Annotated in this window: 11 protein-coding genes; 4 read left to right on the top strand and 7 right to left on the bottom strand. The window is 62.4% G+C overall.

Annotation, left to right across the window (positions count from 1 at the left end):
* Positions 1 to 92 precede the first annotated feature (92 nt).
* Positions 93 to 1,559: a peptide MFS transporter gene (locus KUV86_RS06810; RefSeq protein WP_206942002.1), complete on the bottom strand. Its 1,467-nt coding sequence runs from the start codon at positions 1,557 to 1,559 to the stop codon at positions 93 to 95.
* A gap of 278 nt (positions 1,560 to 1,837) precedes the next feature.
* Here KUV86_RS06810 and KUV86_RS06805 point away from each other — a divergent pair, with 278 nt between their 5' ends.
* On the top strand, positions 1,838 to 2,353 hold the full coding sequence (locus KUV86_RS06805; RefSeq protein WP_222484182.1) for a TetR/AcrR family transcriptional regulator: 516 nt from the start codon (positions 1,838 to 1,840) through the stop codon (positions 2,351 to 2,353).
* Entirely contained in the window at positions 2,353 to 3,414 is a 1,062-nt protein-coding gene (locus KUV86_RS06800; RefSeq protein ID WP_222484181.1) for an alcohol dehydrogenase family protein, read from the top strand. Before KUV86_RS06805 ends, KUV86_RS06800 begins: the two co-directional genes overlap by 1 nt.
* Before the next feature lie 133 nt (positions 3,415 to 3,547).
* On the opposite strand, the gene KUV86_RS06795 is transcribed toward KUV86_RS06800, so the two are convergent.
* From KUV86_RS06795 to KUV86_RS06775, 5 genes are all read right to left on the bottom strand, one after another.
* Complete coding sequence (locus KUV86_RS06795) at positions 3,548 to 4,753, bottom strand: pyridoxal phosphate-dependent aminotransferase (protein WP_222484180.1); 1,206 nt, start codon at positions 4,751 to 4,753, stop codon at positions 3,548 to 3,550.
* A 118-nt stretch (positions 4,754 to 4,871) separates the two neighbouring features.
* Positions 4,872 to 5,984, bottom strand: a complete 1,113-nt coding sequence (locus KUV86_RS06790) for a succinylglutamate desuccinylase/aspartoacylase family protein (protein ID WP_222484179.1) — start codon at positions 5,982 to 5,984, stop codon at positions 4,872 to 4,874.
* Complete coding sequence (locus KUV86_RS06785) at positions 5,977 to 7,080, bottom strand: CobW family GTP-binding protein (RefSeq protein ID WP_222484177.1); 1,104 nt, start codon at positions 7,078 to 7,080, stop codon at positions 5,977 to 5,979. Before KUV86_RS06785 ends, KUV86_RS06790 begins: the two co-directional genes overlap by 8 nt.
* A gap of 46 nt (positions 7,081 to 7,126) precedes the next feature.
* Positions 7,127 to 8,860 carry an amidohydrolase gene (locus KUV86_RS06780; protein ID WP_222484175.1) on the bottom strand — a complete coding sequence of 578 codons (1,734 nt, stop codon included), beginning with the start codon at positions 8,858 to 8,860 and terminating at the stop codon, positions 7,127 to 7,129.
* 125 nt (positions 8,861 to 8,985) lie between these two features.
* Positions 8,986 to 10,377 carry a YjiH family protein gene (locus KUV86_RS06775; RefSeq protein ID WP_222484174.1) on the bottom strand — a complete coding sequence of 464 codons (1,392 nt, stop codon included), beginning with the start codon at positions 10,375 to 10,377 and terminating at the stop codon, positions 8,986 to 8,988.
* A gap of 107 nt (positions 10,378 to 10,484) precedes the next feature.
* Between KUV86_RS06775 and KUV86_RS06770 the strand changes: the two genes are divergently transcribed.
* On the top strand, positions 10,485 to 11,393 hold the full coding sequence (locus KUV86_RS06770; protein ID WP_206941989.1) for a LysR substrate-binding domain-containing protein: 909 nt from the start codon (positions 10,485 to 10,487) through the stop codon (positions 11,391 to 11,393).
* A gap of 17 nt (positions 11,394 to 11,410) precedes the next feature.
* Here the strand turns inward: KUV86_RS06770 and KUV86_RS06765 are convergent, their stop codons facing one another.
* Positions 11,411 to 13,042, bottom strand: coding sequence for a 5-guanidino-2-oxopentanoate decarboxylase (locus KUV86_RS06765; RefSeq protein ID WP_222484172.1), 1,632 nt, complete (start codon positions 13,040 to 13,042; stop codon positions 11,411 to 11,413).
* Between the two features lie 291 nt (positions 13,043 to 13,333).
* Between KUV86_RS06765 and KUV86_RS06760 the strand changes: the two genes are divergently transcribed.
* A complete protein-coding gene (locus KUV86_RS06760) occupies positions 13,334 to 14,236 on the top strand; it encodes an allantoinase PuuE (protein WP_222484169.1) in 903 nt (300 codons plus the stop codon).
* Positions 14,237 to 14,399 lie beyond the last annotated feature (163 nt).

Genomic DNA, 14,399 nt, shown 5'->3' with positions numbered 1-14,399 from the left:
CCTGAATCGATGCAACAACCGGGCGGCGATGGCCGCCTGGCACGTCGTGTGCGGAGTGTGTCCCCTGTGGCAGGGGCGGGGCGAGGGCAGACTCAGTCGGCGCCGCGCATCGCCCGGCGGATGAAGGGCAGGCAAAGAGCCAGCAGCAGGGCGCTACCCCCGCCAATCGCCGCCATGGCGATAAAGTAGCCGACTTCGCTGTCCTCGGTATAGAAAGCGCCCAGCTTGCCGCCGGCAGCGAAGCCAAGTGACAGCGACAGGAAGAACAGCGCCATCATCTGTGTCTGGAAGGAGCGCGGCGCCAGTTTCGTGGTCACCGACAGGCCAATGGGGGACAGGCACAGTTCAGAGGCGGTGAAGCCCAGCAGCAACAGCACCAGCATGATCAGGGGCATGCTCGAACCGTCCTCACCGAGAAACGGCAGGTACCCCAGGAAGGTCGCACCGATGATGGCCATGGCAATGACGAACTTGCCGGCAGACGAGGGTTGGCGTTTGCCCAGCGTCGTCCACAGCCAGGCAAAGACACCGGAGAACAGAATGATGGTCAGCGCCTGTACCGATACCAGCCAGCCAACGGGAATCTCCCAACCGAACACGACGCGATCCACGCGCTGGTCGAAGAAGGCAGTGATCACGGTATAGGACTGGCTGTAGAGCGCCCAGTAGGCGGCACTGGTCAGAAACAGCGGGATAAAGGCCAAGACTCGGCTGCGCTCTTCGCGGGTGACCTGTGACGAGCGCAGGATGGTGGCGAAGTAGGCGACAGTGGCGACGGCAATGATGGCCAGCATCACTTCGGACAGGTTGTTGGCGCGTACCAGCCCGCCCAGGGTGGCTACGACCAGAACGGTGATCGCGATCACCGCCATGACCAGATAGCGTTTGAGGGTCGTGGGCGCGACAGGGTTCGGGGCAACCTTCTGGTCATCCGGCAGGCCCTTGCGACCCGCGGTGTACTGCGCCAGGCCGATGGCCATACCGACCGCTGCGATACCGAAGCCGACATGAAAACCGGCCTTTTGCTGAAGCAGCCCGGTCAGCAGAGGGCCGACGAAGCCACCGATATTGATGCCCAGATAGAAGATCGAGAACCCTGCGTCTCGCTTGGGACTGCCCGCTTCGTAGAGCGCGCCCACCAGCGCCGAGCAGGTGGCCTTGACCCCACCGCTGCCCAAAGCGACTAGCATCAGGCCTGCTGTCACGCCGTAGACCCCTGGCAGGATCGCCAGGGCAATATGGCCGAGCATGACCACGATGCCGGAGTAGAACAGGGTGCGCTCAGCCCCAAAGACCCGGTCGGCTAACCAGCCACCAAGAATGGTCGCCAGATACACCGAGCTTCCGTAAGCGCCGACGATGCCGATGGCCACCGATTGATCCATCGCCAGGCCACCACGGCTGGCCTCGTAGTACAGGTAGATCAGCAGGATCGCCTGCATGCCATAGAAAGAGAAGCGCTCCCACACCTCCATGCCGAACAGGGTGGCCAGTGGCCAGGGATGGCCGAAAAAACGGCGCTCTTTGCCGGAATTCCCGGCAGGATTGGAGGTTTCCATGGAGTAACTCCCGATGGTTAGCAATATCGAACGGATAATGCGCAATGACGTGGTGAAAACCCTAAGGTTTGTCACGCGTCAGCGCAAAGTTCGTGTCCCTAGACGGCAAAGCTTCGCCGCAAGGTCGCAAATGCTGCCGACGCCGCAACACCGCTGGACGTCAGGCGCTAACGCGATGGGTTGCCTTGGGTAGAAAGAATGTTCTACTCTTCAAGGTAGAACATTCTTTCTACCACGAAGAGTAGGTAGCGCCGCTACCACCTTCTCCAGGACAGTGCATGAATCGAGAACAGATTGCCGAAGGGCTGGAAACCGCCTTTAGTCAGCGTGGCTTCGCCGAGCCCAGCGTGCCGGAGCTCAAGATTGCCTCGGGCGTCAGCTTGAGGACCTTGTATCGGCACTTCCCTTCCAAGGAGGCCATGGTCATCGGCGCGCTGGACCACCGACACGCGCGGTATCTGGCGCTGCTGTCACAGTCGCTGTCCGCTCCGGGGGCGGAAGCAGTCTGTGTGCTGTTTGATCGGCTAGGGAGGTGGATGGCCGACAATGCTCCCCACGGCTGTATGTCGATGAGTGCCTTTGCGGCGTTTCCCGGCAACGTCCACATCACCGACTCGGTCATGCGCCACAAGCGAGAGGTGCGTGAACTGATGGGCAGTGCCAGCGGCAGGCCTGACCTGGCGGCAGAACTGTTTTTGCTCCACGAAGGTGCCTCCAGTGCCTGGCCCACTCAGGGTGATGCTGCCATCCACGCGGCCCAGCGAGCCGCTCGACGACTGTTGGGAGATGTCTGATGAACGATGTTCCATGCCACATGATGAAAGGCGTTCAGCTGCTGGGCCATGGCGGCCCTGAGATGCTGGTATACCGTGAAGACCTTCAGGTGCCTCAGCCTGGCCCTGGAGAGGTGCTGATCAAGGTAGCGGCTGCCGGGGTCAACAACACCGATATTAATACGCGCCTTGCCTGGTACTCCAAGGGTGACGGTGACAGCGAAGATGCCAGCTGGTCTGGTCAGCCTCTGCGGGTCCCGCGTATTCAGGGCGCTGATGTGTGTGGCCGGATCGTCGCGGTAGGTCGTGGTGTCGACGACTCGCGGGTGGGCGAGAGAGTGTTGATTGAACCTTGTGTCCGCGAGAGTGCTGGACAGGAACTGGCGGCTCCTTGGTATTTCGGTTCGGAATGTGATGGCGGTTTTGCAGAGTTCACCAAGGTGGCGTCTCGACATGCCTACCGTATCGAGAGTGCGCTCTCCGACGTTGAGCTGGCGTCCTTCCCCTGTTCCTACTCCACCGCGGAAAACATGTTGACCCGGGCCCAGGTGGTGGAAGGCGACAAGGTCCTGGTGACAGGGGCTTCCGGAGGTGTGGGGTCTGCAGTGGTCCAGCTGGCCAAGGCCCGAGGAGCTGATGTAATCGCCATGACCGGGAAGGGCAAGGCGCAGATCCTGCGTGAGCTGGGTGCCAACCAGATCGTGCTGAGGGATCAGCCGTTGTCTGAGCATGTCGCTGCGAATAGCGTCGACGTAGTGATCGATCTGGTAGCGGGCGAGCAATGGCCTGAGTATTTGAACGTGCTGCGCCCGGGGGGACGTTACGCTGTTGCGGGCGCCATCGCGGGCCCTCTAGTGGAGCTGGACGTTCGCACGCTCTACCTCAAGGACCTCAGCCTGTTGGGCTGTACCGTGTTGGCTGAGGAGGTCTTCGGCAACCTGGTCGAGCGTATCGAGCAGGGGCAGGTTGCCCCCCTGGTGGCAGCAACCTTTACGCTTGATGACATCGCTACGGCGCAGCAGCGCTTTCAGGAAAAGCATCACGTGGGGAAGCTGGTGCTGGACGTCGGCAGCCAGCGTTGATGGGGTGATTCCGCGCTAGCGAGGGAGTCCAGAGAAAACCATGAAGGTCTCTGGAGGCCGCCGTCGAGATCATGCTGATCCTGCAATGGCCTCCAGAGCTTGCCGTCATGCCGGAAAGGCAGGTAATGCGACGCTACAGCTGCATTGCGTTGGCTTGGTTTGCGCTCGTCGGCAGTCCATCAACGAAGCGTGCGATGCGCTGGCAGGCGTCTTCAAGCTGCGCCTCGGACACGGCGAAGGATAGCCGCACGAAGCCTTTGGCGCTGCTGCCGAAGGCTTCCGCATCCAGTACCGAGACTCCAGTGCTGCGGAACAGCTGCCAGGCGAAGTCGATGCTCGAAAGCCCCGTCTCGCGGATGTCCACCAGCATGAACATACCCGCCTCGGGCGCCTTGATGCCAAGCCGCGAGCACTGTCCCAGACCCTCCATCACTATCGCCCGGCGGCGCCGGTAGACCTCGCGCGCCTGGTCGACAACGTCGTCGTCCAGCTCCAGGGCACGCAGAGTGGCCTGCTGAACGAAACCTGGCAGGCCATACAGCATGCTCAGCAGCAGGTTATCCAGATGCCCGATCAGCGTCTTCGGTCCCACCACCCAGCCGGTACGCCAACCGGTCATGGCATGGGATTTCGACAGGCTGTTGATGACAATGGTCCGCTCCTGCATACCCGGCAGGCTGGCAATGCTTTGATGGTCGCAGTCATAGGTCAGCTGACCGTAGACCTCGTCGGAGATCACCCACAGGTCATGGCGCCGCGCGATCTCGGCGATTGCCTCGAGCTCTTCCGGGCGGTAGACGTTGCCCGTGGGATTGTTGGGCGTGGCAAAGGCGATGCCGCGGGTGTTGGGCGTCAGCGCCGCTTCTATCGCCTCTCGGGTCAGCCGGAAGTCGTCATCGGCATGCTGGGCGATGGGCACCATGCGTGCCCCGGACGCCTGCAGGCTGGCGGCATAGGTCAGGTACATGGGTTCGGGGACGAGCACGTCGTCGCCGTGTTCAAACAGACACAGGGCGGTGGCGAACAGCCCATTTTGTGCCCCCGCCACCAGCGTCACCTCATCGGCGGAGACCGGCGTGCCCTGGAGGCGGCGCTGTTTGGCGGCGATGGCATGGCGCACCTCTTCACGCCCGGTCACTGGGGTGTAGTGGGTATCGCCAGCCGCCAGCGCCTCCACGGCAGCTTCGATGATGCGGGGGTCGGTGGTGAAGTCGGGGTCGCCGATACTCAGCACAATGACGTCTTCACCCCGTTCGGCGGCGTCACAGGCCGCGAAGTGGATGTCCCAGGCGGTAACGGTCTCGCCGGCGATACGGCCCACCAATGAGGAATATTTCATGCAAAGCTCCTGAGCTATTGAGCCAGGCTTTGGCGAGTGCCTGGCGTAGACGATCTGGTGTCAATGGTCTGGCGTAAATGCTGTGAGGTCATGGGACCCATCGGGTGTCCTGAGCGCGTCAGGCGGATACCTGCCCCCCCTGGTCCAGCGGGGTTTTTCCGGCGATCTTGCACAGTTCTGCTCCGGGGGGCAGATAGCGACAGGATGTGCGCATGTAGACGACGCCCTGACTGGCGCTGACCACCGGCGTCACCTCCGCCGTGAGTGGGTCGACCAGATCCGCCAGCCGCTGGCCGACGTCAACGCGATCCCCGGGGGCCACATGAAAGGCCACCACTCCCGCCACCGGTGCCTTGATGGTCAGGGCGCCCTGGAACGGGGTGGGCTCGGCCTTCAAGGCGGGCGCCGAGGGAATCTCGTCAGCGATGAAGCCTTGCTGGACCAGGTAGCGATACAGGGCAATGGCATCGGCCCGTGCGGTGTCGTGGTCTACGTCCTGCTCTCCGCGCAGTTCCACGGTGGCGGTAACGCAGGCCGCGGGAACCGGGAAGCGATCCTCAAAGTGGTCGGCCAGCCGCCACCAGGGCTGGCCGCAGGCCTCGTCGAAGGAAAAGGATCCGGTGCCTGTCCCCAGCAGCATGGCCTCAGCGCCCAGGTAGCGGGCCAACGGCTCGAGCTGTGGCCAGTAGGGGGCTTCCAGATACAGATGAACAATCGCCTGGGCATCGCAGTGCAGGTCCAGCACCAGGTCGGCGTCATGGGCCAGACGCAGTTGGGCCTGCTTGAGTGACCGGATATCGCTGTCACAGGGCAGCCTGTCGATGGCCCCCGCCAGGGCCTGGCGGATGATCCGGCGGTTGTCCTGGGGGGAAGGGCCGAGTTGCCCTTCCAGCGCCGCCATCAGGGGGGTGGCCAGATCCGGATAGTCACGATTGAAGTTGAGGCCGGTGGTGAAGTCGAAGCGGCCCATGGCATCGTGCATCAGGCGTTGGCCCAGGGCGATGGGGTTGGCCACCGGGACCAGGACGATCTCCCCGCGCAGCAGGTGGCTGTCTTCGGCCTTGGCGATCAACTGGCGCAGGTGGTGGAGCACCAGCATGCCGGGAATTTCATCGCCATGCAGGCTGGCCTGCAGGTAGGCCTTGCGAGCCCCTTCACCAAAGTGAAGGCTGGTCAGGGTTCGTTCCACTCCATGCACCGCTGGCAGCAGCGGGCAGCGCTGTTCACGCATACTCGGTATTCCCGTCCTGATGGGTCGTTGGTGGGGCCATGTCCTGTGTCACGGACGCTTGTGGACGCGCATCGTGGTGGGCCTTTTCTATGTCGGTTGGCCACACCACGCAAGCATCCAGCGTTTCCTGCAGCGTCAGCGGGTCGATGCCTCCTAGCGGGGCGATCATGATCAGGCGGCTGCAGGCGTCTGCCATGGAGGTATCTGCCAAACCACTGTCTCCAAGGGGCGCTATATCGATACGGCTGCCGACCAGGTGCACCGCTACCGCGCGACCGTTCATCTCTTCTGGGTAGCAGATCCCCTTGGCCCGGTAGATGGAAGTAGGCAGTGCGCGCAGCGCTTCTCGCAGCGCCTGCAGCCGGACGGGATAACGGCTGGTCCAGTGGGTGCTGGTGAAACGGGCGGCATGGTCCTCGCCGGCGCCCTGGCGTGGAGCGACCAGGCCACCGGGGGATGATGGCATCGCCCGCAGCGATATGGGGCGCTGACCCACATCGACGCCCAGTACCATCGAGAGCGGCACCTGTCCCCGCTGGGTCTTGTATAGACGAACTCCCGGGTAGAGCCAACGGCGCTCGAAGGCGTCGATCTGCGCATCGCTGGCCAGATCGGTCTTGTTCAGTATCACCATATCGGCCACATCCAGCTGCTCCGTGGCCAGTCTCGCCATATCGCCGTCCAGGCGATCGAACTGTTCGGCGTCGACCACCGTGAGAATACTGTCGATGATGACCCTGTCTCGAAAGATCGGGTAGCGCAGCGTACTGGCGATCTTGGTCGGATTGGAGACACCGCTGGCCTCGATCACGATGTGCTCCGGGCGGCCTGCCTGCATGTTCAGCAGTCCCGTCAGCTGATCGATAAGATCGCCCTCCACCGTGCAGCAGATGCAGCCGTTGGCCAGGCTGACGGTGGTCTGGGTTTCGCTGATGATCAAGTCCTTGTCGATATTGATGGCGCCAAAGTCATTGACCATCACCGCGACGCGCCGACCGCTGGTGGCATGCAGCAGGTGGTTGAGCAGGGTCGTCTTTCCCGCCCCGAGAAACCCGGTGATCAAGGTGACGGGAACGACAGGGAGTGAAGATGCCATGGGCCGTCTCCTGGGCGTTAGGCTTTAGTCATCGCAGCGTGTTGTCTCAGAACGCCGGCGGCGGCTGAGTCCACACGGCTTCGAGCTCGCTCTGCTGGAAGTCACCTGCGGCGTCCCAGGTCGGGCGGCCTTCCAGCAGTGTCCACTCCACCTGGGTGGCATGAATGCCGCCACGGGCGGGCACCTCGAACAGGTTGCGGTCCAGCACGATCAGGTCGGCGGACTTGCCAACCTCGATGGAGCCGGCCTGGTGCTCCATGCCCATGGCGTAGGCGCCATTGAGGGTCGCCACGCGGATGGCCTGCTCCAGGCTGATGGGGGTGCCGTGGAAGGTCTCGTCGTCCTGTGACCAGGGATTGGCGCGAGTGACCATGGCTTCCAGCCCGATCCACGGGTCCGGGTTCGAGACCGGCCAATCGGTGCCCATCACCGCGACACCGCCTGCCTGCAAGACGCCGGCAAAGTTGTAGGCGCGCTGCATGCGCTGCTCACCGAACACGGCACGTGCGTAGGCGAACGATGAGGGGAACCAGCCCACCGGCGAGAATTCGGCAATCGCATCCAGCTCGGCGAAGCGCGGCAGATTGGCGTCGAGCAGGGTGGTGCTGTGGGCGCACTGGTGGCGCATGCGCAGGCCGCCATTACGACGCTTGGCCTCGGCGATGGCATTGAGAAAAATGTCCGAGGCGCCATCGCCGGTGCAGTGGGCGATGACTCGAATGCCTCGGCGATCCATGTCGGCGATCATGTCGCAGACGTGCTCGGGGGTCAGGTTCAGATGCCCTTGCCAGTCCTTCTCGCCGGGCCATGGGCTCGACAGATAGGACGAACGGGATTCATGGGTGCCGTCGAAGTGAAACTTGACCGCGTTGGCGTTGAGTCGGGCGCTGCGATAGAAGTGACGCTCACCGGCCAGCAGCTCCCAGCGACGCTTGACCGGGAAGATGTCATCCTGCCAGCTGATGGCGGCTTCGACCCGTGCGGTCAGGCGGCCTTCCTGATCCAGACGCTTGAGTGCATCCAGCCGATGCTCGCAGACGTGCACGTACTTGGTGCCGACCACCCCGCGTGAGCTTTGGAAATGCACCCCATCGCGGTAGGCGCGGTAGAGCGCCTGGGCCGGTGTCGGCGGCATGGCGGCATGGATCATGGCGTAGGCGCCGTCGACCAGAATACCGGTGGGTTCTCCGCTGATGCTGTCGCGCTCGATGTAGCCATGGCGGGGGTCGCTGGTGTCCGCCGTGATGCCCGCCAGTTCCAGCGCCTTGGAGTTGGCCAGCATGCAACCCCATGAGCGATCGAGAATGGCCACCGGCCTGTCGGCAATAACACTGTCGAGCCAGTGGCGGTCCGCCGTCAGCCCGGCCTGCTTGAAGGTGTAGCGGACGAAATAGGCGCCGTAGATCCAGCCTTCGGGCGTCTGCTCGGCATAGTCGAGGATCGCCTGCCGGACCTGGGCGGGCGTCGGGTCCTCGATGCCCACATCCAGATAGCCGGCATAGTCAGGGGCCAGCGCAAGATCCGGATGGGTATGCATGTCATACAGACCAGGCATGGCAAAGCGACCTTTCAGGTCCACCACCCGGGTGTGGGGGCCGATGATTGCGGCAACGTCGGTGTTATCACCCACCACGAGGAAGCGCCCATTGGCAATGGCGACTGCCTGGGCCCAGGGCTGGGCCTCATTGACGGTATAGATACGGCCGTTGGTAAGGACCAGGTCAGCCTGTGGAAGCTCGCTGCCCATGTGAGGGGCGGAAAGTGGTGCGGCATTCGCCATGACATCGATTTCCTGAAGATAATCATCGACAAGGGGCCGTGAGGCCCCTGACGTTCACAAGTACCGACGCGTGTAGTGACAGCGTGGGGATGGGCACGGTGCTGGGGGCCACCGTGCCGTTTTCGTCAACCGAGCAGCAGGTGGCCGAGCAGTGACAGCACCGGCAAGGACACCAGCACCCGCAGCAGATAGATCCACACCAGGTCCAGAAGGCTCAGGCCGATGTTGGCTCTGACGAGCACGATGGCCACTTCGGTGAAGAACACGATCTGATTGACAGCGACACCGGCCAGGACAAAGCGGGTGACTTCACTTTCGATGCCAGCCCCTAGCAGTGACGGCATGATGCTGTCGATCAGGCCCGCCAGCAGCGCGGGCGCTGCCTGTTCAGCTTCCGGCAGCGCCAGCAGGTCGAGCAGCGGTACCAGTGGCAGCGAGAGGATGTGGACGATATCGGTGAACTGCACCAGCGCCAGCCCCGTGCAGCCGATGACCATCATCGCCGGGTATATCGTGATGATGATGTCGCCGCCGACATGCAGGCCACGCTTGACTAGCTCCAGCGGGGAAGCAGCGTGCTCGGCGCGCTCCACCGCGCGACGCACGCCCAGAGCCAACAGGCTTTCTCCTGTCTGGCGGTCTTGCACCTGTTGCTGGCCTTCCGGTGGAAAGTAGGAGTGAGGCTTGCGTGACAAGGGAGGCAGGCGCGGGATGACCAGGGCGCAGACGAAGCCCGTGACGGCAACGCTGGCGTACCAGATCAGGAAGTGCTGCTCGAGACCGATCAGCTTGATCAGCAGGTACGCGTAGGCCAGGGAGACGATCGAGAAGTTGGTCGAGATGATGCAGGCTTCACGCATGGAGTAGAAGCCGTTGCGGTACTGTTGCGTCGTCAGAATGATGCCGACACTCGATGATGACAGCCAGGACGCCAGGCTATCCACCGCGGAGCGGCCGGGAAGGCCGAACAGGCGCTCGAACGCACGGCTCAGCAGGCTGCCGACGAACTCCATCAGCCCGTAGTCGGTCAGCAGCGGCAACAGCACCGAAGACAGCAGGCAGATCGCCACCACCACGGGGCCCACGTCGTACAGCAGCACGCCGCCGGTGTCGCGGTGCCAGATCCACTCAGGGCCCCACTGGAAGTACACCATGACCATCAGAATGGCGCCGGTAACGCGTACCAGCGTCCACACCGGGCCAGGATTGAACAGCTGGATGAACCTGTTTTGGTTGTGCTTCAGCGTCGTCAGGCTGACCACCACGGTGGCGATGGTGGGGATGACGGTGACCAGTACCGTACCTTCCACCATGATGGGTTTGATCACGGCGTTGATGATGTCGACGATGAAGGCAATCATCACCGTGATGCGGCCATCGACAAAGACGGGAGTCAGAAACAGCAGAATACCGAGGAGGGTCGGCAGGAGGAACTTTAGCAGTTGGGAGCGACGATACTGACGTAATATCTGAAAAAGTCCACCGGAATGCGCTTTTATTTCGGGGATATCGTGCATGTGGTTACCAGTTTATTCGTTGTTGTCGAGTATCAGTCTAGGAAGCTTGGCGAGAACCGAATAACGATTTATTCTTCACATGTCATGCGCAAATGGAATGAACTTTCGTGGCCCGTCAACTGCCCACCATGGTGTCTCTCGCCTGCTTCGAGGCAACCGCACGTCATCTCAGCATGACCCGGGCGGCGGAAGAGATGAGTCTGACCCAAAGCGCGGTCAGTCGTCAGATCCGAAATCTCGAGGAGATGCTCGGTTGCGAGCTGTTTCGGCGGGTGCGTCAACGGCTAGAGCTGACCGGTGAAGGTGCCGATTACTTGCGTGAAATTTCACCTTCCATGGATCAGATCGAAGCCGCTACAGCAAAGCTGCTGGCGCGCTGGTCGGGGCAGTGCCACGTGGGAGCAGAGCCCTCCTTCGCCATGCGCTGGCTGTTGCCACGGTTGCCGGCGTTTCAGCAGCGCCATCCGGACATTCAGATCGAAATCATGAATGACTTGAGGCGGCTCTATGAACGCCGAGATGGCTTCGACGTGGCGATTCTCTATGGGGATGGGCAGTGGCCCGATCTGGAGTGCCGACTGCTGATGCCGTGCTCGCTGGTGGCGGTATGTACGCCCACGCTGCGCGACCGCTATGGCGTGATCGATCACACCGAAGAGTTGCTCCGCTACCCGCTGATTCACCACACCTGCGTCAGCTCGGCACGGCTATCGTCGACCTTTCTCTGGCTGGAGGCGGCTGGGCTCAGTGGGGAGCAGATCGAAGCGCTGCCGGGGCAGCGCTTCGAGCACTTTCGCTTTGTGCTGGATGCCGCGTTGCACGGGGTGGGAGCCACCGTGCTACCTGACTACTTTGTGGACCAGGAGCTGGCCGATGGGCGGCTGGTGGCGGCGTCCACGACACCCCTGATGATCGGCAACTACTACGTGGTGACGCCACGCGGACGACATCCCGATCATCGTATCGAGGCCTTTAGCCACTGGCTGCTGTCTTCCATCCAACAGGCTGATGGTTAGCCTGCAAGAGCGGATGATCAGGCAAAGTCGCCCTCTTCACGCACCTCGATCAACCACGGGCCGTCGGCCTCTTTGGCCTGTTGCAGCAGACGCTCAAGGTGGTCGAGGCCGGTCGCGGTATGGGCCTCGCAGCCGTAGCCCCGCGCGATGGCCACCAGGTCAGGCGTATAGATATCCACCCCTATTGTGGGAATTTCCCGCTCCTGCATATAGCGCTTGATCTCGCCGTAGCCCTGGTTGTTCCACAGCAGGATGACGATGGGCGTCTTGGTTTCCACCGCCGAGGCCAGTTCCGGCAGGGTGAACTGGATGCCCCCATCACCGATCAGCGATACGACGTGGCGATGGGGAGCAGCCAGCTTGGCGCCTATGGCGGCGGGAAGGCCGTAGCCCAAGGTGCCGTAGCCGGTTGATGAATTGAACCAGCTGCGCGGCGACTCGGCCTCGTAGAGGAAGTTGCCCGAGTAGACCGGCTGGGTTGAATCTCCCACGACGATAGCGCCTGGCAGCGTGCGCTGGACCAGCTCGAGCACGCGTTGCTGGGTGCGCCAGGCAGGCGGCCACTCGGGGGCGAGCTGACGCTGGATGTCCGCCACCCGCTGCTGTCCTGGCGTCGGCGTCGCGGCGGCCGCTGGGGTGGCTGATGGGGTGGCCGATGGGATAGAAAGACGCTCGAGCAGCGCCTGCATAAAGCGCCCGGCGTCGCTGACGATGGCAAGGTGCGCAAGGTGGTTACGTTGCAGCTGCTCGGCATCGATGTCGACGCGAATCAAACGACCGTCGATCCTGAAGTTGCCGTCGAAGACGGCGTCATAGTCGGTCTCGCCAAGCTCTGTGCCGATGGCCAGTACCACGTCCGCCTCTCGTACCAGCTTGCGCACAGGGTCCAGGGACTGGGTGGAGCCCAGCGCCAGTGGATGACCCTTCGGCAGTAGACCCTTGGCATTGACGGTGCAGGTGGTGGGGGCATCCAGCGCCTCGACCAGCGCACGGGCAGCCTCTGCATGGTCGGCAGCACCGCCCCCAAGCAGGACGACCGGCTGCTGGGTCGCTGCCAGCAGCTCGGCGGCGGCGTCCACCAGCGCCGCATCCGGTGCGGGAGGGGCTGGCAGTGCGGCAGCCTCCAGCATCAGGTGATCGGCGGGGGCGGTGATGACATCAATCGGAATTTCGATATGCACGGGTCTTGGGCGAGCCCCGCGGAACACCGCAAAGGCTCTGGCCAGTACCCGTGGCAGCTCGTCGGGCTGCTGCAGGGTATGGCTGAAAGCACTGACCCCAGCGACCATGTTGCGCTGGGAAGGCAGCTCGTGCAGACGGCCCTCGCCAAGGCCAAGCTGCTCGCGTCGGTTGACGCTTGAAATCACCAGCATGGGCACGGAATCCGCGTAAGCCTGGCCCATGGCGGTCAGTATATTCGTCATTCCTGGACCAGAAATGATGAAACAGGTGCCTGGTTTTCCTGTTACACGTGCATAGCCATCGGCCATAAAGCCAGCACCCTGCTCGTGACGTGGTGTCACATGAGTGATTCGGGTGGCAGGCAGTCCTCGGTAAAGTTCTACCGTGTGGACACCGGGAATGCCGAAGACGGTATCAACACCATAAGCCTCAAGTAGCTGAACCAATGCTTCGCCACAGGTCAACATGTCGCCTTTCCTTCTTGTTGGAGTCGGGCACCGGAGATTAGCGCCTGGTGACAGGTTTGCGCTACAAAAAAACCCGCGTTTTGAAAAGAAAGGGGCGCGCTGAATGGCGAAGCACAGTAGAGATATCGTTCAGTGACCGGGAAAATGCATTGTTCATTTTTCAGCAATATGCTTTATTGATCCTATCGCACGCAAAATTGCGTGCAATCCTGATCCGGCCTATATTGGTCACATAACAACACTAACAATCACGGCCTCGGTGCAGCATGGCGAGGCCTCAGGAGAGACAGGATGTTGCCGCAGCGCGACCTCATCGGCTATGCCGATACTCCCCCCGGCGGGCGTTGGCCCAACGGCGCCCGTCTGGCGATCAACGTCGTCGTCAACTACGAGGAGGGCTCCGAGCGCTCCTTCGCCATGGGCGATGATGACCAGGAATCGATGACCGAGTGGGGCAGCTACGTGACCCCCGCCGGCACCCGTAACCTGGCCATGGAATCGATGTACGAGTACGGCTCCCGGGTCGGCATCTGGCGAATTCTCGATATCCTGCGCGAGGCCGGGGTACGCTCGACCTTCTTTGCCTGTGCCGTGGCCCTTGAGCAAAACCCCCGCGTCGCGCGGGTGGCGAGTGCCGATGGCCATGAATTCTGCAGCCACGGCTATCGCTGGGAAGAGGTCTTTCGCTTGAGCGAAGACGAAGAGCGTGAGCATATTCGACTGGCCATCGACTCCATCACCGCCACCACCGGCAAGCGTCCTGTTGGCTGGTACTGTCGCTACGGACCCAGCGTGCATACTCGGCGCCTGCTGTTGGAAGAAGGTGGTTTCCTGTATGACGCCGACGCCTACAACGACGACGTGCCCTACTTCACCGAGGTGGAGGGCAGGCGTCAGTTGGTGGTGCCCTATACCACGGACATGAACGACTTTCGCTTCTGGCTCTCGCCAGGACTGACCTCCGGTCGCGAATTTCTCGACAACCTCAAGGAAGGCTTCGACGTGCTGTTCGAAGAGTCAGCGAGGGGGCCGCGAATGATGTCCGTGGGGCTGCATCCGCGGATGGTCGGGCGGCCCGGAAAGATCCGCGCGCTCAAGGATTTTATCGCCTACGCCCAGGCTCACGAGGGGGTCTGGTTCGCGACCCGGGAAGAGATCGCCAGAGCCTGGCTGGAGCGTGAATCAGGCGCGTGACGCTTGATCCAATCGCTGGCCTGAACAGCAGCATCGCTACGACAGTGCCTGGTCTCGGCACCCGGTCCCAGGGCCGGCACAGAGACAACCGCGCTTCCGCCGCTTGGGGGCGCACAAAAAATAGCCACTCCCGCAACAATGACAACAAGCAGAGGAACGTCCC

This window comes from Halomonas sp. DP8Y7-3 (genome assembly GCF_019801675.1).
GTDB lineage: Bacteria > Pseudomonadota > Gammaproteobacteria > Pseudomonadales > Halomonadaceae > Halomonas > Halomonas litopenaei_A.
This window is presented reverse-complemented; position numbering and strand designations above follow the sequence as displayed.

Bases quoted from the DNA above. Each gene is read 5' to 3' on its own strand.
- KUV86_RS06810 (WP_206942002.1), bottom strand. From the start codon at position 1,559: ATGGAAACCTCCAATCCTGCCGGGAATTCCGGCAAAGAGCGCCGTTTT.
- KUV86_RS06805 (WP_222484182.1), top strand. From the start codon at position 1,838: ATGAATCGAGAACAGATTGCCGAAGGGCTGGAAACCGCCTTTAGTCAG.
- KUV86_RS06800 (WP_222484181.1), top strand. From the start codon at position 2,353: ATGAACGATGTTCCATGCCACATGATGAAAGGCGTTCAGCTGCTGGGC.
- KUV86_RS06795 (WP_222484180.1), bottom strand. From the start codon at position 4,753: ATGAAATATTCCTCATTGGTGGGCCGTATCGCCGGCGAGACCGTTACC.
- KUV86_RS06790 (WP_222484179.1), bottom strand. From the start codon at position 5,984: ATGCGTGAACAGCGCTGCCCGCTGCTGCCAGCGGTGCATGGAGTGGAA.
- KUV86_RS06785 (WP_222484177.1), bottom strand. From the start codon at position 7,080: ATGGCATCTTCACTCCCTGTCGTTCCCGTCACCTTGATCACCGGGTTT.
- KUV86_RS06780 (WP_222484175.1), bottom strand. From the start codon at position 8,860: ATGGCGAATGCCGCACCACTTTCCGCCCCTCACATGGGCAGCGAGCTT.
- KUV86_RS06775 (WP_222484174.1), bottom strand. From the start codon at position 10,377: ATGCACGATATCCCCGAAATAAAAGCGCATTCCGGTGGACTTTTTCAG.
- KUV86_RS06765 (WP_222484172.1), bottom strand. From the start codon at position 13,042: ATGTTGACCTGTGGCGAAGCATTGGTTCAGCTACTTGAGGCTTATGGT.
- KUV86_RS06760 (WP_222484169.1), top strand. From the start codon at position 13,334: ATGTTGCCGCAGCGCGACCTCATCGGCTATGCCGATACTCCCCCCGGC.